We start from the raw sequence: 17,885 nt of genomic DNA on the forward strand, positions 1-17,885 counted from the left end.
ATTTCTGGTCCGGCTTTCGTGCAGTGGTGGCGGAGTTGCCGGGCATGGTGGTCGAGGGAGGTGTAGATGGCGGAGGCCTGTTCGACGGGAAGGTCGCAGAGCAGGGTAGCCATGGTTTCGTCTTGGTGGATGAGGCAGACGCTACGTTCGCGCCGCCGAGCCCGGGACCGTCGCTCGTAGCCTTCAGCATCGACTTTTTGGACGACTCGATTGACGGCAGCCCGGAGCGAAGAGGGGTTTCTCCCAGCCAGCCGGTTCGCGACGATGGCGTCAACCTGGGCGGCCATCTCATCGGAGAGGGCATTGGTCGGCTCGAACACCATCCGCGCTTTGAACCCGTCGATCTCCCCACGCCGAAACGCGGCGAAGGTTTCGGGCAGCCGGGTGGTCGGGGCTCAGGGCTTGCGCCAGCGCGACATCGGCACCGGCCCGCCGTTCAGTCACCGACAGCTCCAACGCGAGCTCGGCGGCCACAGACCGCGATGACCCGCCCACCGCAGCGAACGCGGCGATATCGGCGACTTGCTCAGCCTCCATTTGCGCTATCCGAATAGCCCGATCATGAATCCGAGTCAACACCTCGGACGAAGAATCCCCAGAACAACTCACCCTTTAATTCTACCTAAACAGCCAACGGAAAACGTCACCAAATAGGGTGAACGGAAAAACTGCATACGAAACATGACCACGAAACGCCACCACCCTGAATGCCCACACCTCCCCGCCCCCGATCCCCGCCGCCCACACGCTCACTGGGATTTGTCAAGGCATCCCTCCAGCCTTGACAAATCCCAGTGAGCGTCAGTGACACTAAAACATCGGGGCATACCCCAAAAAAACCTACAACGTAACCCCAGTCAAAACAGTAACCCGCTCCTCAGTCAGATCAGCCATAGCGGCCCCCGGCCCCTCACGCCCAACACCAGAATCCTTAACCCCGCCATAAGGCATCTGATCAGCCCGAAAGCTAGGCACGTCACCCACCAAAACCCCACCAACCTTCAACCGAGCAGACACGTCAAAAGCCGTAGGAAGATCCCGAGTAAACACACCAGCCTGCAACCCAAACCGCGAAGCATTGATCCGCGCAACCCCCTCGCCCACAGAGGACACCCGAACCAAAGAAATCACCGGCCCGAAAACCTCCTCAGCCATCACCAACGCATCCTCAGGCACATCCGCCAACACGGTCGGCTCCACAGCGGCCCCAGAACGCCCACCCCCAGCCAGCAGAGTCCCACCAGCAGCCACCGCCTCCGAAACCCACGATGAAACCCGCACAGCAGCCGCCTCATTGATCAACGGCCCAACGTCCACCCCCTCCTCCCGCGGATCACCCGTCCGCAGCCCCGCGACCTGCGCCAGCACCTTCTCCCGCAACGCATCGTAAACGTCGGTGTGCACATAAACCCGCTGCACCGAGATACAAGACTGCCCAGCCTGATACATACCAAACGTAGCAATCCGCTCAGCCGCGAAGTCCAGGTCCGTCCAATCCGGACACACCAGAACGGCACCGTTCCCACCCAGCTCCAACGCCACATGCTTACGCGGCACGCTCTCGCGGATACTCCAGCCGACCGGCACCGACCCGGTAAACGAAACCACCGGCAGCCGAGGATCCTTAACCAGTTCGGCGGTCTCCTCATTGCCAATGGGCAGAATCGACCAACTCCCAGCAGGCAACCCCGTCTCGGCCAGGATCTCGCCAAGCAACAACGCAGTCAACGGCGTCGCAGGCGCGGGCTTGAGCACGATCGGCGCCCCAACCGCAATCGCCGGCGCTACTTTGTGCGCCACCAAGTTCAACGGGAAGTTGAACGGTGTAATCCCCAGCACCGGCCCGCGCGGCACCCGCCGGACCAGCGCGAGCCGTCCCGTTCCACCCGGGTCGGTGTCGAGGCGCTGCAACTCACCAGAGAACCGCCGGGCCTCCTCGGCCGCCCACCGGAACGTGGACACCGCCCGCCCGACCTCACCACGCGCCCACTTCAACGGCTTACCCGACTCCGCCGTAATCAACTGCGCGATCTCTTCGGACCGCGAGTCCAAGCCCCGGGACACCTGGTCCAGCGCGCCCGCCCGGACGTGCGCGGGCAGCGTCGCGAACTCGTCGGCGACGTCGGCCGCCGCCTGCACGGCCGTCTCGATGTCCGAAGTGGACGGTACGTGGTGCGAACCGGCCTCGCCGCCGTCGTAGGGATGGCGGACGACGGCGGTGGTGCTGCTGGTCACCGGCTTGCCGGCGACCCAGTAGGGGACGGTCACTTGCGGGCCTCCGTGCGGATCGCGTACTCGAGGACGGACAGGCCCTCGTCGAGCAGTTCGTCGGACAGGGAAAGGGGCGGCAGTAGCCGGACGACGTTGCCGTAGGTGCCGCAGGTCAGGACCACCACGCCGAGCGCGTGGCAGGCCGCGGCGACGCGTTTGGTCAGATCCGCGTCCGGCTCCACCCCACCCGGCTTCACGAACTCCGCCGCCAGCATCGCGCCGCGCCCGCGCACTTCGCCGATCACGCCCGTCTCCGCGGCCAGCGCGCGAAGCCGGGGCACGACCTGCTCCTGGATCCGGCGCGCGGACGCCGCCAGGTCCGCCCCGCGCATGGTCTCGATCGAGCCGAGCGCCGCGGCGCAGGCGATCGGGTTGCCGCCGTAGGTGCCGCCGAGCCCGCCCGGGCCGACGGCGTCGAGCAGCTCCGCGCGCCCGGTCACGGCGGCGAGCGGCAGGCCGCCCGCGATGCCCTTGGCCGTCGCGATCAGGTCGGGGACCACGTTCTCGTCGGTGGAGGCGAACCAGTCGCCGGTGCGGCAGAAGCCGGTCTGCACCTCGTCGGCGACGAAGACCACGCCGTTCGCGGAGCACCACGCCGACAGGGCGGGCAGGAAACCGGGTGCGGGCTCGATGAACCCGCCCTCGCCTTGGATCGGCTCGATCACCACGGCGGCCACCTGGTCGCCGCCGATCTGCTTCTCGATCCGGTCGATCGCGAGGCGCGCGGCCTCGGGGCCGTCCAGCCCGTCGCGGAACGGGTACGAGCCGGGCACGCGGTAGACCTCGGGCGCGAACGGGCCGAAGCCGTGCTTGTAGGGCACCGACTTCGCGGTCAGCGCCATCGTCAGGTTGGTCCGGCCGTGGTAGGCGTGGTCGAACACGACCACGGCCTGGCGCCCGGTCGCGGCGCGGGCGATCTTCACCGCGTTCTCCACGGCCTCGGCGCCGGAGTTGAACAGCACCGACTTCTTCGCGTGGTCGCCAGGGGTCAGCTCTGCCAGCGCTTCGCAGACCTCCACGTAACCCTCGTACGGCGTGACCATGAAACAGGTGTGCGTGAACAGCCCGGCCTGCTCGCGGACGTGGTCGACGACCGCGGGCGCGGAGTGGCCGACGTTCGTCACGGCGATGCCGGAGCCGAAGTCGATGAGCACGTTGCCGTCGGCGTCGGTCAGCAGCCCGCCGCTCGCGGACGTGATGTACGCGGGCAGCGTGGACGCGACGCCGGCCGCGACGACGTTCGCCCGGCGTTCCTGCAGCGCGCGCGACGCGGGGCCGGGGATCTCGGTGCGCAGCCTGCGCTGCTGGGGGGCCGGGGCCTGGGGCTCGGCGGCAGTCGTGGTCACGGGCGCTCCTGGAAGGACTCGTGAGTGTTTATGACGGTTCTAACCGGCATAAACACTCACGACGGGCTGGGTCGTTCACCAGGGTGCAGCCGGGAGGGGGCGGAGTCAGGTGGCCGAGTTGGCCAATTTCGCCGGTAGAGTTGGCCGTTATGGCACTGACCTTGCGCGCGCTGGCCGACGAGCGGCCGCTAGGCCTGCGGGTGGTCGCCGGGGCCGCGGCGCTGGAGCGGCCGATCGGCTGGGTGCACCCCACCGAGCTGACCGACCCGCAGGCGTTCCTCGAAGGCGGCGAGCTGCTGCTGACCACCGGCCTCGCGCTGGACGAAGCGACCTCGGCGGCGTACGTCCGACGCCTTGTCGAAGCAGGTGTCGCGGGCCTCGGCTTCGGCGTCGGGCTGAGCCACGCGCGCGTGCCCGAAGCGCTGGTGACCACGGCGGACGAGGTTGGCCTGCCCGTGCTCGAAGTGCCGCGGAAGACGCCGTTCATCGCGATCACCCGGGCCGTCTCGCGCGCGGTGGCCGCCGACGAGTACGCCGCCACCGTCCGAGTCGGCCGGGCTCAGCAGGAACTGACCCGGACGGCGGTCGGCAAGGGCGGCGCCGGGGGCGTGGTCCGCCGGCTGGCGCGGCTCGTCGACGCCTGGGTGGTGCTGTTCGACTCCGCCGGCCGGGTGACCGAGGCCGCGCCCGCCGCCGCCCGCGCGCACGGCGAACGCCTTGACGTCGCCGGGCTTCGCGCGGGCACCCGTGTGGTGCCGCTCGGCGACGACGAGGTCGTGCTCCAGACCCTGCACACGCGCGGTGCGCTGGCGGTCGGGCGAAAGGAGCCGCTCGACGCGCCGGGGCGGCACATCGTCAACACCGCCGTCTCGCTGCTTTCCCTTGCCCTGGAACAGGATCGCGCCCAGCACGCCGCGCTGTCCCGGCTGCGCACCGGCCTGCTGGAGCTGCTGGTGGCAGGGCAGGAGGACCTCGCGCTGGACGTCCTGCGCACCGTGCAGGAGGTGCCGCCACGGCCGTGGACGGTGCTCGCCCTGTCCGGCGCGAAAGGCCAACGCAACGTGCTGTACGACCGGCTCGAAACCGTTGCGGGGCAAGTGTTCTTCGCCCACCGCGACGCGCTGCTGGTCGCGGTGACCGACGACGTGGACCGAGTGGTGACCGCGGCCCAGGGCGTCGGCGAGTTCCACGTGGGCGTCGCCGAGGCGGACGGTTTCGCCACTGCCCTGCACCAGGCGGGCGAGGCGGCCGCCGCCGCGCGCACCACCGGCGTCCCGCTCGTCCGCTACGCCGACCATGCCGGCCGTGGACTGCTCGGACTGCTGGAACCCGAAGCGGCGCAAGCGTTTTCGGCGCAACTGCTCGCCCCGCTGCGCGCCTTCGACGCGACCGGCCGCGGGGACCTGGAGACGTCGTTGCGCGGCTGGCTCGAACACCACGGCCACTGGGACCTCGCCGCGACGAAGCTCGGCGTGCACCGGCACACGCTGCGCAACCGCGTGACGAAGGCGGGCGAGCTGCTCGGCCGGGACCTCGACTCGCCCGGCGTACGCGCCGAACTCTGGCTGGCGCTGCAGGTCAGGTCGTGACGAGCAGCGCGATCGGCGAGTCCCCGCAGCGGCGCAGGGTCAGGCCGCCGTCGGTGGTGTACGGCTCGGCGCCGGAAGCCCACCAGGCCGGCACGTCGACCGCCCGCACCAGCGAGCCCGTCGCCTGCCGGACGCTGTTGGACACGATCACCCGGCCCTGCGCGTTCAGCAGCGCCGCCTCGCGGCCGAGCGACCGCAGCCGACGACGCACCGTGCGCTCGAACTCGCGCACGTACACGTCCGCGCCGACAACGCCGGCGAAGCCCTCTCGCTCGACCGGCAGCGTGAAGGTGAGCGTGTACTCGTCGGTGCAGAGGTAGTCGACGTACGGGCCGTTGATGTGCCGTCGACCGCTGTCGCGCGGCACCGTGAACCACGATTGGCGCGTGTAGTCGAGGAAGTTCTCGCTGTCCGGGTCAAGGGAAATGAACAGCTGCTCCGGCGGCTCGCCCTCTTCGGCGGCGCTGGTCCACCACTCGAAGCCGAACTCCTGGTCGGACAGCACGTGTGGCGCGCTGACGAAGCCGGCGCCGATGACCAGGCCGCCGAGGGCCTCGATGACCTGCGGCCGGATGCGGTGCAGGGCAGCCGACGTCGAGCCGTCCGGCTCGGCGAGCAGGGACTCGGCGGCGGCCAGCACCGGCTTCAGGCGCTCGAAGATTTCTTCCACCAGCGCAGATACCTGGGCCACGACTTCATCGCCGGTCAGCGTTGGGGTGTCGTTCACCATGCTCACCTCGGATGCGGGGTCATCAGAGCTTACGGCGTTTCGAGACATACCAAAAAGGCCGGAAGCAAGCCGACCGGGACAGGTGACATAGTGGCACGAACTGCTTGCTTCCGGTCGGTTTGGTATCTATTGGCACTGTAAGTGCAGATCGGCTAGCCGGTCCAGTGCGCCCAGTATGTGTTCCTCGGTGAGCTTCCTGGCCAGGTCGCCGTCCGCGGCGGCGATCGCCGTGACGATCGCGCGGTGCTCAGCGTAGGCCTGCTGGGAACCCTCCTCGCCGCCGAGGGGCACCCAGAGCAACCCCCCGCGTTCGCCCTGCAACTGAACTTCCTGGTTGGTGAGCCGCGGCGACTGCGCGGCCGCCGCCACCTCCAGGTGGAAGTGCCGCTCGGCGCGCGTCGCGTCAGGCCCGGCGGCGTCGAGCAGGTCCTCGCCGGCCAGCCGCAGCCGTTCGAGGTCCTCAGGGGAGCTGCGCTCGGCGGCGAGCTTGGCCGCGGAGCCGGCGACGGCGAGGTAGTGGTCGCCGAAGTCGCGCAGGTCCGCGAGCGAGACCAGGCGCAGGCGCTCGGCCCACGAACTCGGCGCCGGCCACGCGGGTGTGCGCACGAAGCTGCCGCCGCCCCGTCCGCGGCGCGTCTCGACCAGCCCCTGGTGGCGCAGGACCGCGAGCGCCTCTCGCACCGTGACCGTGGAGACGCGGAACTGCGCGGCCAGCTCGACCTCGCTCGGCAGCTGCTCGGCGTCGTCGAGCAGGCCGAGGGTGATGGCGTCCAGCAGCCGCGCCGCCACCGCCTCAGCCCGGCCGAGCTGGTCCAGCGGCGCGAACATGGCCAGTCGCGCGTTGTGCGGCATCTCCTTGCGCATGAGTCCACCCGTCTCGCACCTGCGATTGAGTCAATCCTGCCCCAAAGTCTTGTGATTTGAAATATGGAGTTATATGTTTCAGCCTGCCACGGAGAGTCAGGAGGCGTACGCGTGCAGGAATTGAAGCACTACGTCGGCGGGAAGTTCGTCGACTCCCTGTCCGGCGAGGTCGCCGAGATCATCGATCCGGTGACCGGGCGCCCGTACTGCACCGCTCCGGTGGCCGGCGCCGAGGACGTCGACCGCGCGCTGAAGGCCGCCGCGGAGGCGTTCGAGAGCTGGCGGGAGACCACTCCGGCCCAGCGCCAGCTCGCGTTGCTGAAGATCGCCGACGCCGTCGAGGCCCGCGGGGAGGAGATCATCCGCGTCGAGTCCGCGAACACCGGGAAGCCGGTGGCGCTGACGATGTCGGAGGAGCTGCCGATGATCGTCGACCAGCTGCGCTTCTTCGCCGGCGCCGCGCGGGTGCTGGAAGGCCGGTCGGCGGGGGAGTACATGGAGGGCCACACGTCCTTCATCCGCCGCGAGCCGGTGGGCGTCTGCGCCCAGGTGACGCCGTGGAACTACCCGCTGCTGATGGCCATCTGGAAGATCGCGCCCGCGTTGGCGGCGGGGAACACGATCGTGCTCAAGCCATCCGACACCACACCCGCGTCGACGCTGCTGCTCGCCGAGATCTGCGGCGAGTTCCTGCCTCCGGGCGTGTTCAACGTCGTGTGCGGCGACCGCGACACCGGCCGCGCGCTGGTGGAGCACGAGATCCCGGCGATGGTGTCGATCACCGGCTCCGTCCGCGCGGGCATCGAGGTGGCCGCCGCCGCGGCCCGCGACGTCAAGCGCGTGCACCTCGAGCTCGGCGGCAAGGCCCCGGTGCTCGTCTTCGAAGACGCCGACCTCGACCTCGCGGCCGAGACGATCGCGATGGCCGGCTACTTCAACGGCGGCCAGGACTGCACCGCCGCCACCCGCGTGCTCGTCTCCGACGACGTGCACGACACCTTCATCGCCGCGCTCACCCGCCAGGCCGAGGCGACCAAGACCGGTCTGCCGGACGACGACACCGTCGCCTATGGCCCGCTGAACAACGCCGCGCAGCTGGAAAAGGTGTCCGGCTTCGTGGACCGCCTGCCCGAGCACGCCACCGTCCACTGTGGAGGGCGACGGGCCGGCGACGAGGGCTACTTCTACGAGGCCACCGTGGTTTCCGGCGTCACGCAGGACGACGAGATCACGCAGAACGAGGTGTTCGGCCCGGTCATCACCGTGCAGCGGTTCACCGACGAGGCCGACGCGGTGAAGGCCGCGAACGGCGTGCCGTACGGGCTGGCGTCCTCGGTGTGGACCAAGGACCACCAGCGGGCCATGCGGGTGTCGGCCAAGCTCGACTTCGGCTGCGTGTGGATCAACACCCACATCCCGCTGGTCGCCGAGATGCCGCACGGCGGGTTCAAGAAGTCGGGCTACGGCAAGGATCTCTCGCTCTACGGCCTCGAGGACTACACCCGCGTCAAGCACGTGATGAGCGCGCTGTAACCGAGACCGGAACGACGCCGAAAGGCCCGCCATGCCCCACCAAGCCCCCTCGACGGCCCCCCGCGCCGGTGCCGCGCGGACCCCGGGAACCGGCCCGGCGATCCGGCTCACCGGACTGCAGAAGCACTTCGCCGAAGTTCGCGCGGTCGACGGCGTCGACCTCGACATCCCGCCCGGCGAGTTCTTCTCGATGCTCGGCCCGTCCGGCTCCGGGAAGACGACCGTGCTGCGGTTGATCGCCGGGTTCGAACTGCCCACCGCGGGCGGCATCGAGCTGGACGGCCGCGACGTCAGCCGGCTCGCGCCGTTCGACCGTGACGTGAACACGGTTTTCCAGGACTACGCGCTCTTCCCGCACATGTCCGTGCAGCAGAACGTCGAGTACGGCCTGCGAGTGAAGGGCGTCGGCAAGGCCGAGCGCCACCGTCGCGCGGAAGAAGCGCTGCGCACGGTGCGGCTGGAGGAGTACGGGCGGCGGAAGCCGTCACAGCTCTCCGGCGGCCAGCGTCAGCGGGTCGCGCTCGCCCGCGCCTTGGTAAATCGCCCGAAAGTGTTATTGCTTGACGAGCCCTTGGGCGCGTTGGATCTCAAACTGCGTCAAGCGATGCAAGTCGAGCTGAAACAGATCCAGCGCGAAGTCGGCATCACGTTCGTCTTCGTGACGCACGACCAGGACGAGGCCCTGACGATGAGCGACCGCATCGCGGTGTTCAACGCCGGGCGGATCGAGCAGGTCGGCACCCCCGTGGAGGTGTACGAGAAGCCGGCGACCGCGTTCGTGGCCGGTTTCGTCGGCACGTCCAACCTGCTCAGTGGCCGCGGAGCGGAGGCGGTGATCGGCCGTCCGGGTGTTTACAGCATCCGGCCGGAGAAGATCACCATCGACGGAAACCTGGCTTCACCAGCGGGTCCCGGCGAGACGAGCGCGACCGGAATCGTCACGGATGTCGTATACGCCGGGTCCACAGTGCGCTACGCTGTCGCGCTCGACGCGGGGGGCCAGTTGTCCGTTGTCCGCCAGAACACCAGTGATCCGACCGAGTTCGCCGATGGCCGGGTTCGGCTGAGCTGGCGCCGCGAACACAGTTTCCGGGTCCCCGAAGCCGGTTAGTCCTCACGGGAAGGTTTCTCTCGACATGAAGAACAGGAAGACGCTGCTCGTTGGCTTGTGCGGCGTGAGCCTCCTGCTCGCGGCCTGCGGCACGGCCAGTAACAGTTCCTCCTCGGGATCGGCGCCGGGCGCGCAGGGGTTCACCCCGCCGAAGCTGTCCGCCCTCACCGAGCTCGGCCAGCCGGAAGGCCAGCTGAACGTGCTGGCGTGGCCTGGTTACGCGGAAAACGGCTCGAACGACCCGAAGGTCAACTGGGTCACGCCGTTCGAACAGCAGACCGGCTGCAAGGTCAACGTCAAGCCGTTCGGCACGTCCGACGAGGCCGTGACGCTGATGAAGACCGGGCAGTACGACGTCGTGTCGGCTTCGGGCGACGCGTCGCTGCGGCTGGTCGCTTCGGGTGACGTGGAGCCGGTGAACACCGCGCTCGTGCCGAACTACAACGACATCTACCCGTTCCTGAAGAACAAGTCGTGGAACAGCGTCAACAACGTCGCCTACGGCATCCCGCACGGCTGGGGCGCGAACGTGCTGACCTGGCGCACCGACAAGGTGAACCCGGCGCCCACCTCGTGGTCGGCGATGTTCGACCCGAACTCGCCGTACAAGGGCAAGATCATCGCCTACGACTCCCCGATCTACATCGCCGACGCCGCGGTCTACCTGATGGCGCACCAGCCGGACCTGGGCATCAAGAACCCGTACGCCTTGGACGACAAGCAGTTCAACGCCGCGGTGGACCTGCTCAAGAAGCAGCGCCCGCAGGTCGAGGAGTACTGGGCGGACTACCTGAAGGAGACGCAGTCGCTCAAGAACGGCGACGGCGTGATCGGCACCGCCTGGCAGGTGACGGTCAACCTGGCCAAGAGCGAGGGTGCGCCGCTGCAGTCGGCGGTGCCGAGCGAGGGCGCTACGGGCTGGTCGGACACCTGGATGGTGGCCGCGAAGTCGCAGCACAAGACGTGTGCGTACAAGTGGATGGACTACATCGTCAGCCCGAAGGTGAACGCCCAGGTCGCCGAGTACTTCGGTGAGGCGCCGGCGAACAGCAAGGCCTGCGCCGAGTTCAAGGACAAGTCGCTGTGCGACACCTACCACGCGAACGACGCCGCGTACGCCGCCAAGATCCAGTACTGGACCACGCCGATCCCGCAGTGCCTCGACGGCCGCACGGACGTCAAGTGCAAGGACTACGGCGACTGGACCCGTGCCTGGACCGAGATCAAGGGCTGACCCCCTTGTGAGTGTTTAGGACGGTTAGAACCGTCATAAACACTCACAAGCCCCCTGACTCCGGGGGCGGCAGGCACCCTCCCCCCTCGTCTGCCGCCCCCGGACCCCCCTTCCCGCTAGCGTGCCCCGAAGGTGCCCGACATGACCGCCGTGAGCCCGCCGAGCCGCCGAGCTTCGGCCTTCTTCTTCCGCAAACCCCGGCTGCGCCTGGCCATTCTGCTTTCGGCACCGCTGCTGTGGCTCGGCCTGGCCTACCTCGGCGCGCTCGCCGCGCTGTTCATCACGGCCTTCTGGTCGACCGACGTGTTCACCGGCCAGGTGGTCACGAGCTGGTCGTTCGACAACTTCGTCACGCTGTTCAGCGACTCGGTGTACCGCACGATCACGCTGCGGACCGTGGGCATCGCGGCGCTGGTCACGGTGGTGGACGCGGTGATCGCGTTCCCGATGGCGTTCGCCATGGCCAAGCTCGCCTCCCCGCGCGCGCAGCGGATCCTGGTGATCGCCGTGATGACGCCGCTGTGGGCCAGCTACCTGGTGAAGGCGTACGCCTGGCGGACGCTGCTTTCGGGCAACGGCGCGATCAACTGGCTGCTCGACCCGTTCGGCCTCTCCGGACCCGGGTACGGCGTCGCGGCCACCGTGATCACGCTGTCCTACCTCTGGCTGCCGTACATGATCCTGCCGATCTACGCCGGGCTCGAGCGGCTGCCCGACTCGCTGGTGGACGCCTCCAGCGACCTCGGCGCGAAGTCGTTCCGCACGTTCCGCTCGGTGATCCTGCCGCTGACCTTCCCGGCGATCGTCGCGGGCTCGATCTTCACGTTTTCCCTGTCGCTCGGCGACTACATCGCGGTGAAGATCGTCGGCGGCACGTCGCAGATGCTCGGCAACGTCGTCTACGACAACATCGGCGCGGCCAACAACCTGCCGTTCGCGGCGACCGTGGCCACCGTGCCGGTCGTGATCATGCTCGTGTACTTGGCCGTCGTGCGCCGCACCGGCGCGCTGGACAATCTCTAGGAGGCTCCCCGTGCGGATGTCGAAGACCGCCAGGGTGCTGCTGTGGACGGCGCTCGGGGCCGGGTTCGCGGTGATCTACTTCCCGCTGCTGGTGGTGCTGCTGAACTCGGTGAACTCGGACACCACGTTCGGCTGGCCGCCGAAGAGCTTCACCCTGGAGTGGTGGGGCCGCGCGGTGACGAACGAGGGTGCGCTGCGCGCGCTGTGGACCAGCGTCGAGGCCGGCCTCGCGGCCACCGCGATCGCGCTGGTGCTGGGCACGATGGCCGCGTTCGCCCTGCAGCGCTACCGGTTCTTCGGGCGGAACTCGGTCTCGCTGCTGATCGTGCTGCCGATCGCGCTGCCCGGCATCGTCACCGGCATCGCGCTGAACAACGCGTTCCGCACCATCCTCGGCATCGACCTCGGCCTGCTCACGGCGATCATCGCGCACTCGACGTTCTGCATCGTGGTGGTGTTCAACAACGTGGTCGCGCGGCTGCGCCGGATGGGCGGCAACCTCGAAGAGGCGTCGATGGACCTCGGCGCCGACGGCGTCACGACGTTCCGCCTGGTCACGTTCCCGATGCTGCGCTCGGCCCTGCTGGCCGGCGGGCTGCTGGCGTTCGCCCTGTCGTTCGACGAGATCATCGTGACCACGTTCACGCTCGGCACCGGCCTGGAGACGCTGCCGATCTGGATCTACGACAACCTGTTCCGCCCCAACCAGGCCCCGGTGGTGAACGTGGTGGCGGCGGTGCTGATCGTCGTCTCGACTGTGCCGGTGTATTTCGCCCAGAGGCTGTCGGGTGGCGACAGTTCCAGCGGCGGCCGGATTTAGGACTCGTGAGTGTTTATGCCGGTTCTAACCGTCATAAACACTCACGAGCCCTGGGCGGTCAACGGAATCCGTCCGTCGCCGCGCGCAGGGCGGCCAGGATCCCGGGGTCGTTCACCGCGTGGCCGGCGCCTTCGGTGAGCTGCAGGGAGGAGCCCGGCCACGCGCGGTGCAGCTGGTAGGCCGTGACGGGCGGGCAGACCGAGTCGTACCGGCCCTGCACCAGGACGCCCGGGATGTCGGCGAGGCGGCCCGCGTCGCGGATCAGCTGGCCTTCTTCGAGCCAGGCGCCGTGGCTGAAGTAGTGCACGGCGAGGCGCGCGAAGGTCAACGCGAAAGCCGGGCTGGCGTACTGGTTGCGGAACGCCTCCTGTGGCAGCAGGGCGACCGTCGCGCCTTCCCAGACGCTCCAGGCGATCGCGGCGCGTTCGCGGACCGCGCGGTCGTCGGAGGCGAGCAGCTCGCCGTAGCCGGCCAGCGGGTCGGCGCGGAGTGATTCCGGCAGCGGCGCCAGGAACTCCTCCCACTCGGCCGGGAACAGGTTCGCCGCGCCGCCGCGGTAGATCCAGTCCAGCTCGCTGCTTCGCACCGTGAAAACGCCGCGCAGCACGATCTCCGAGACCCGCGACGGATGCGTCTGCGCGTACGCCAGCGCGAGCGTCGAGCCCCACGAGCCGCCGAACAGCTGCCAGCGCTCGATGTTCAGCCGTTCGCGCAGCAGTTCCATGTCGGACACCAGGTGCCACAGCGTGTTCGTGGTCAGGTCCACGTCCGGGTCGCCGATGTTCGGCGTGCTGCGGCCGGCGCCGCGCTGGTCGAACAGGATGATCCGGTAGGCGTCCGGGTCGAAGTGCCGGCGCGCCATCGACGCGATCCCGCTGCCCGGCCCGCCGTGCAGCACGACGACCGGCTTGCCGTCCGGGTTTCCCGCGTCCTGGCAGTAGATCCGGTGCCCGTCGCCGACGTCGAGCATTCCGTCGGCGCGCACCGGGAGCGGCGGGTAGAGATCGTCGTCCATGGCGGACACTCTGCCGGAATGGGGAAGAAGGTGGGGGCCCGCCCCCGCCGCCGGGCTGAGCGGGCCCCCAGTCTGTGGTCGCGCTAGCAGCCTTGAGCGGCCGCCACGTTCGCGAATCCCTTTCCGGCACCCGTCACGGTGTTGCTCGCGCAGACCTTGTTCCCCTGCGCGGCGGCCACGACGTAGAAGCCGTAGGCCGAGGGCGCCTGCACGTCGGCGGTGTTGTCCGAAAAGGTGTTGTCCTGGCCCCAGCCGTCGACCTGCACGTGGACCTCGAACGCGCCGTAGGTGGCGTCGTGCATGAAGACCTTGCTGCCCTTGTTGCCGGTGACCAGGTAGCCGTTGCCCTTCACGTCGACCCAGCTGTCGGCGCAGTTACTGATCCGACCGGAGGCAGGCGGATACGGGCTGCAGCCGATCTGCTTGTAGGGACCCGTTTCCGCCGTGGCTGTAGTCGGATTAGTAACGAACGGCACAGTCTCGCCGCTCTGGCCGGTTCCGTCGAAAGTGTTGCCGCGCAGCTCGCCGCCGGTAGTGCCCTCCTTGACATCGATCGACTCGGCGCGCACGTCCGGCCCGATCTTGTTGTTCAGCGCCTTGTTGCGGTCGCTGTGGTCGGGCTGGCCGTCGGGCCAGTTGCTGTTCGCGGAGCCGAAGTAGATGCCCTCGCCGAAGCCGCCGTTGTCCTTGCCGGTGTCGGAGATCTCCGAGTTCTGCACGACGTTGTCGCTGCTCGTGTACTGGAAGTGGATGCCCTCGTTGTCGACGCCGGTGACCTTCAGGCCGTCCACCAGCGTGTCGTGGACGCCGAGCGCCATCAGGCCCAACTGGGCGCCGGTGATGGTGAAGCCCGAGATCGTCCAGTAGCTGCCGGTCAGCTCGAGCCCGCGGCCGCCGGACGCCGTCAGCACCGCGCTGCGCGGGCCGGTCAGCGTGATGCGGTCGGCCGCGGTGCCGTTGACCGCGGCCTTGAAGTTGCCGGTGAACGTGGTGTCCGCGGCCAGCTGGATCGTCGTGCCGGGGGTCGCCGCCGCCAGCGCCGACTTCAGTTCCGCGGACGTCGAGACCGACACGGTCGCGCCGGAAGCGCTGGGTGTGGCCAGGGCGAGCAGTGCGGCGGCTCCGGCCGCCACAGCCAGAACCCGCTCACGTACACGCATCTCGTCCTCCTCGTCGAGGGCTGAACTTCGTGGTGTGCGGCGATGGCGTAGACGCTAAGCCAAGGCCCGAACGCCAGTCAAGGACATGATTGATGTTCATATACGTGAACGAACTGGGCCGAGTCCGGTCGTCTTCGCACTTTTGCCCGTTGTTAACCCGGCCATGGTTGGCTTTTCGGTAATTCCCCGGATCGACCCGGAACGGCGCCGAGAAAGGCTTTGCGAATGTCCGCGGTTACCTATGTCGAGGCGATCGTCGTCGGCGCCCTGCAAGGCGTGTCGGAATTGTTTCCGGTGTCCAGTCTCGGGCACAGCATCCTGCTGCCCGCGCTGATCGGCGGCTCCTGGCAGCGGGACCTGAGCATCGGCAAGGACTCGCCTTATCTCGCCGTGCTCGTCGCGATGCACGTGGCCACCGCGCTCGCCCTCGTGCTGTTCTTCCGGCGTGACTGGGTGCGGATCATCGGCGGCTTCTGGACGTCGATCCGCCACCGCGAAGTGCGCACGCCGGACCAGCGCCTCGCGTGGCTGCTCGTGCTCGCCACGATCCCGGTCGGCATCGCCGGCCTGCTGCTCGAAAGCGTGCTGCGGGACTTCCTCGGCAAGCCCGTGCCGTCGGCGATCTTCCTCGCCCTCAACGGCGGGGTGCTGCTCGCCGCCGAGCGCTTCTCCCGGCCGAAGTCGTCGGCGAAAACCCCAGCCCGACGGTCGGAAGAGACGATCGACTTCTCGGCGGAGGAGACGCTCGTGATGCGCGCGGTCACCGTCGAGGAGGCCACCGACGCGCGGCTGGCGAAGCTCGGTGTCGGCGAGGCGGTGCTGATCGGCTCGGCCCAGATCCTCGCGCTGCTGCCGGGCATCAGCCGGTCCGGCATCACGATGGTCGCGGGCCTGCGCCGGGGCCTCGGGCACGAGGACGCGGCGCGCTTCGCGTGGCTGCTCGCGACGCCGGTGATCCTCGCCGCGGGCGTGCTGAAGCTGCCGTCGCTGTTCACCCCGGAGAACAGCCCGTCGCTCGGCCCGGCGCTCGTCGGAAGCCTTGTCGCGGGCGTTGCGTCGTATATCGCTGTCCGTTTTCTGACGAAATACTTCGAAACGCGTACCTTGACGCCGTTCGCGATCTACTGCGTGGTCGCCGGAATCGGGAGCCTGCTCTTTTTCTCGTTCTGAGGGTGGTGTCCGGCCCGAATTCCGGGAAGGGGACACTATCGGCATCGGACTCGCGGCGAATGTGCCTCCGCTGAGCGGGGCAACCCTCTTCACGGCCTGGACCATCGACATCCCGGCCGTCCTTGTCGTGCTCCTGCTCGCCGTCGCGTACCTGTCCGCCGCCCGGCGGCAGCCGGTCTGGTCACCCGGCCGGACCACCGCGTTCCTTGCCGGGCTTGCGACGATCGTGCTGGTCACCTGCTCGTTCCTCGGCGTCTACGACACCACGCTGTTCTGGGTCCGGGCCACGCAGAACACCGTGCTGCTGATGGTGACGCCGCTGCTGCTCGCGCTCGGCGCGCCCGTCACGCTGCTCATGCGCACCGCGTCGCCGGGCCTCGCCGCGTGGCTGCGCCGCTACGGCCGCAGCGGCTTCGCGCGGTTCCTGACCTTCCCGCCGTCGGTCACCGTGGTGCTGATCGCGCCGTTCCTGCTGATCTACCTGACGCCGCTGTACGAGCTGTCGCTGGACTCGCCGGTCGTCGGCGGGCTCGTCCGCCTGCTGCTGGTGCTGGCCGGGTTCCTCTACTTCTACAGCCGGGTGCAGCTCGACCCGACCCCGCGCGGCGGCTCGCACCTGGTGTCGGTGTGGATCTCGTTCACCGAGGTGGTCTTCGACGGCGCGCTCGGCCTCGTGCTGTGGCTCGGCCCGCTGCTCGCGCCCGCGCACTACGCGACCGCGCACCCGGGCTGGGGCCCGGACCCGCGCACCGACCAGATCGTCGGCGCCGGGGTGCTGTGGATCGGCGGCGACGTGGCGGGCCTGCCGTTCGTCGGCGCGCTGTTCATCCGCTGGGCCCGAGACGACGAGAAGCGCGCGAAGCAGCTCGACAAGCGTCTGGACGAAGAAGAGGAGTCCGGCGAGGCCCCGTCCGGTGGGCTTTGGTGGGAGAGCGATCCCGAGCTGGCCCAGCGGTTCCGCCGTCAATGACCCCCACTCCCACCCCTATCCTCCTGTCCCGCCGTCAAGGCCTCCTTACCCGCGTGGGACGCGGGCAAGGAGGCCTTGACGGAACTCGGTCAGTGGAAGGCGTGCTCCGGGGCGGGGAACTCGCCGCGCCGGACGTCCTCCGCGAACGCCGTCGCCGCGCCCTGCAGCACCCCGGCCAGGTCGGCGTAGCGCTTCACGAACCGCGGCGCCTTGCCACGGCGCAGGCCGGCCATGTCCTGCCAGACCAGCACCTGCGCGTCGCAGTCCGGGCCGGCGCCGATGCCGACAGTCGGTATCTTCAGCTCGTGCGTCACCCGCTTGGCGGCCTCTGCCGGCACCATCTCCATGACCACCGCGAACGCCCCGGCTTCCTGCAGCGCCAGCGCGTCGGTGAGCAGCACGTCCGCCGCCTCACCGCGCCCCTGCACCCGGTAGCCGCCGAGGTTGTGCTCGCTCTGCGGGGTGAAGCCGATGTGGCCCATCACGGGCACGCCCGCCGAAGTGAGCGCCTCGACGTGGGCCGCGAACCGGCGCCCGCCTTCGAGCTTCACGGCGTGGGCGCGGCCCTCCTTCATGAACCGCACCGACGTGGCCAGCGCCTGTTCCGGCGAGAGCTGGTAGGAGCCGAACGGCAGGTCGGCGACCACGAGCGCCCGCTTCACCGAGCGCGTGACGCCGCGGACGAGCGGCAGCAGCTCGTCGACGGTCACCGGCAGCGAGGTGTCGTAGCCGAACACGTTGTTGGCGGCGGAGTCCCCGACGAGCAGCACCGGGATACCGGCCTCGTCGAACAGCTCCGCGGTGTACATGTCGTAGGCGGTGAGCATCGGCCACGGCTCGCCGCGTTCTTTCAGCTCACGCAGGTGGTGGATGCGCACCTTCTTGGCGGGCGCCGCTTGCGCGGGGGCCGCGGCACCGGAGCCGTAGGGCGCGGCCACCTCTTCGGCGGATCCGCTGGGCATGCTGTCGGCAGGGGTCTTTTGGGCAGACATCGTCGTCGACCGTCCTTCCCTCGGGGCCTCGAAGAGGTCCCCGGGTCGTGGAGCAGA

General features: G+C 69.0%; 15 protein-coding genes and 1 pseudogene. 8 read left to right on the forward strand and 8 right to left on the reverse strand.

The window, feature by feature from the left end:
- Window positions 1-38: 38 nt before the first annotated feature.
- The 3 genes and pseudogenes from OG943_RS48560 to gabT form a co-directional block, all read right to left on the reverse strand.
- Window positions 39-380, reverse strand: a pseudogene (locus OG943_RS48560) (DUF222 domain-containing protein); the annotation flags it as partial.
- Between the two features lie 460 nt (window positions 381-840).
- Complete coding sequence (locus OG943_RS43215) at window positions 841-2,268, reverse strand: aldehyde dehydrogenase family protein (RefSeq protein WP_328606648.1); 1,428 nt, start codon at window positions 2,266-2,268, stop codon at window positions 841-843.
- Window positions 2,265-3,617, reverse strand: coding sequence for a 4-aminobutyrate--2-oxoglutarate transaminase (gene gabT, locus OG943_RS43220; protein WP_328606649.1), 1,353 nt, complete (start codon window positions 3,615-3,617; stop codon window positions 2,265-2,267). Before gabT ends, OG943_RS43215 begins: the two co-directional genes overlap by 4 nt.
- 149 nt (window positions 3,618-3,766) lie before the next feature.
- Here gabT and OG943_RS43225 point away from each other — a divergent pair, with 149 nt between their 5' ends.
- Window positions 3,767-5,206, forward strand: coding sequence for a PucR family transcriptional regulator (locus OG943_RS43225; protein WP_328606650.1), 1,440 nt, complete (start codon window positions 3,767-3,769; stop codon window positions 5,204-5,206).
- Here OG943_RS43225 and OG943_RS43230 read toward each other — a convergent pair.
- Both OG943_RS43230 and OG943_RS43235 read right to left on the reverse strand, forming a co-directional pair.
- Window positions 5,196-5,933 (reverse strand): cache domain-containing protein, encoded by a 738-nt coding sequence (locus OG943_RS43230; RefSeq protein WP_328606651.1) that lies wholly within the window; start codon window positions 5,931-5,933, stop codon window positions 5,196-5,198. The two genes, OG943_RS43225 and OG943_RS43230, sit on opposite strands and share 11 nt — an antisense overlap.
- Before the next feature lie 129 nt (window positions 5,934-6,062).
- Window positions 6,063-6,800 (reverse strand): FadR/GntR family transcriptional regulator, encoded by a 738-nt coding sequence (locus OG943_RS43235; RefSeq protein WP_328606652.1) that lies wholly within the window; start codon window positions 6,798-6,800, stop codon window positions 6,063-6,065.
- 111 nt (window positions 6,801-6,911) lie between these two features.
- On the opposite strand from OG943_RS43235, the gene OG943_RS43240 reads away from it, so the two are divergent.
- The 5 genes from OG943_RS43240 to OG943_RS43260 all read left to right on the forward strand — a co-directional run bounded on the left by OG943_RS43240 (window position 6,912) and on the right by OG943_RS43260 (window position 12,521).
- A complete protein-coding gene (locus tag OG943_RS43240; RefSeq protein WP_328606653.1) occupies window positions 6,912-8,333 on the forward strand; it encodes a gamma-aminobutyraldehyde dehydrogenase in 1,422 nt (473 codons plus the stop codon).
- Between the two features lie 31 nt (window positions 8,334-8,364).
- Window positions 8,365-9,444 (forward strand): ABC transporter ATP-binding protein, encoded by a 1,080-nt coding sequence (locus OG943_RS43245; protein ID WP_328606654.1) that lies wholly within the window; start codon window positions 8,365-8,367, stop codon window positions 9,442-9,444.
- A 25-nt stretch (window positions 9,445-9,469) separates the two neighbouring features.
- Window positions 9,470-10,678 (forward strand): ABC transporter substrate-binding protein, encoded by a 1,209-nt coding sequence (locus tag OG943_RS43250; RefSeq protein ID WP_328606655.1) that lies wholly within the window; start codon window positions 9,470-9,472, stop codon window positions 10,676-10,678.
- Window positions 10,679-10,819: 141 nt separating this feature from the next.
- Window positions 10,820-11,701 (forward strand): ABC transporter permease, encoded by an 882-nt coding sequence (locus tag OG943_RS43255; RefSeq protein ID WP_328606656.1) that lies wholly within the window; start codon window positions 10,820-10,822, stop codon window positions 11,699-11,701.
- Between the two features lie 16 nt (window positions 11,702-11,717).
- Window positions 11,718-12,521 carry an ABC transporter permease gene (locus OG943_RS43260; protein ID WP_442874843.1) on the forward strand — a complete coding sequence of 268 codons (804 nt, stop codon included), beginning with the start codon at window positions 11,718-11,720 and terminating at the stop codon, window positions 12,519-12,521.
- 58 nt (window positions 12,522-12,579) lie between these two features.
- Here OG943_RS43260 and pip read toward each other — a convergent pair whose 3' ends face one another.
- Entirely contained in the window at window positions 12,580-13,536 is a 957-nt protein-coding gene (gene pip / locus OG943_RS43265; RefSeq protein WP_328606658.1) for a prolyl aminopeptidase, read from the reverse strand.
- An 83-nt stretch (window positions 13,537-13,619) separates the two neighbouring features.
- The gene (locus tag OG943_RS43270; RefSeq protein WP_328606659.1) at window positions 13,620-14,696 is read right to left on the reverse strand and encodes a right-handed parallel beta-helix repeat-containing protein; all 1,077 of its coding nucleotides are present in this window, start codon (window positions 14,694-14,696) and stop codon (window positions 13,620-13,622) included.
- A gap of 225 nt (window positions 14,697-14,921) precedes the next feature.
- Here OG943_RS43270 and OG943_RS43275 point away from each other — a divergent pair, with 225 nt between their 5' ends.
- The gene (locus tag OG943_RS43275; RefSeq protein WP_328606660.1) at window positions 14,922-15,866 is read left to right on the forward strand and encodes an undecaprenyl-diphosphate phosphatase; all 945 of its coding nucleotides are present in this window, start codon (window positions 14,922-14,924) and stop codon (window positions 15,864-15,866) included.
- A 61-nt stretch (window positions 15,867-15,927) separates the two neighbouring features.
- Entirely contained in the window at window positions 15,928-16,836 is a 909-nt protein-coding gene (locus OG943_RS43280; protein ID WP_442874653.1) for a cytochrome c oxidase assembly protein, read from the forward strand.
- Between the two features lie 89 nt (window positions 16,837-16,925).
- Here the strand turns inward: OG943_RS43280 and panB are convergent, their stop codons facing one another.
- On the reverse strand, window positions 16,926-17,828 hold the full coding sequence (panB, locus tag OG943_RS43285) for a 3-methyl-2-oxobutanoate hydroxymethyltransferase (RefSeq protein ID WP_328606661.1): 903 nt from the start codon (window positions 17,826-17,828) through the stop codon (window positions 16,926-16,928).
- Window positions 17,829-17,885 lie beyond the last annotated feature (57 nt).

Origin of the sequence: Amycolatopsis sp. NBC_00345 (assembly GCF_036116635.1) — a bacterium.
Classification (GTDB): Bacteria; Actinomycetota; Actinomycetes; order Mycobacteriales; family Pseudonocardiaceae; genus Amycolatopsis.

Excerpts from the sequence above, each read along its gene's own strand:
- OG943_RS43275 (WP_328606660.1), top strand. The coding sequence starts at position 14,922 with ATGTCCGCGGTTACCTATGTCGAGGCGATCGTCGTCGGCGCCCTGCAA.
- panB (WP_328606661.1), bottom strand. The coding sequence starts at position 17,828 with ATGTCTGCCCAAAAGACCCCTGCCGACAGCATGCCCAGCGGATCCGCC.
- OG943_RS43260 (WP_442874843.1), top strand. The coding sequence starts at position 11,718 with ATGTCGAAGACCGCCAGGGTGCTGCTGTGGACGGCGCTCGGGGCCGGG.
- OG943_RS43245 (WP_328606654.1), top strand. The coding sequence starts at position 8,365 with ATGCCCCACCAAGCCCCCTCGACGGCCCCCCGCGCCGGTGCCGCGCGG.
- OG943_RS43255 (WP_328606656.1), top strand. The coding sequence starts at position 10,820 with ATGACCGCCGTGAGCCCGCCGAGCCGCCGAGCTTCGGCCTTCTTCTTC.
- pip (WP_328606658.1), bottom strand. The coding sequence starts at position 13,536 with ATGGACGACGATCTCTACCCGCCGCTCCCGGTGCGCGCCGACGGAATG.
- OG943_RS43250 (WP_328606655.1), top strand. The coding sequence starts at position 9,470 with ATGAAGAACAGGAAGACGCTGCTCGTTGGCTTGTGCGGCGTGAGCCTC.
- OG943_RS43270 (WP_328606659.1), bottom strand. The coding sequence starts at position 14,696 with ATGCGTGTACGTGAGCGGGTTCTGGCTGTGGCGGCCGGAGCCGCCGCA.
- OG943_RS43225 (WP_328606650.1), top strand. The coding sequence starts at position 3,767 with ATGGCACTGACCTTGCGCGCGCTGGCCGACGAGCGGCCGCTAGGCCTG.
- OG943_RS43235 (WP_328606652.1), bottom strand. The coding sequence starts at position 6,800 with ATGCGCAAGGAGATGCCGCACAACGCGCGACTGGCCATGTTCGCGCCG.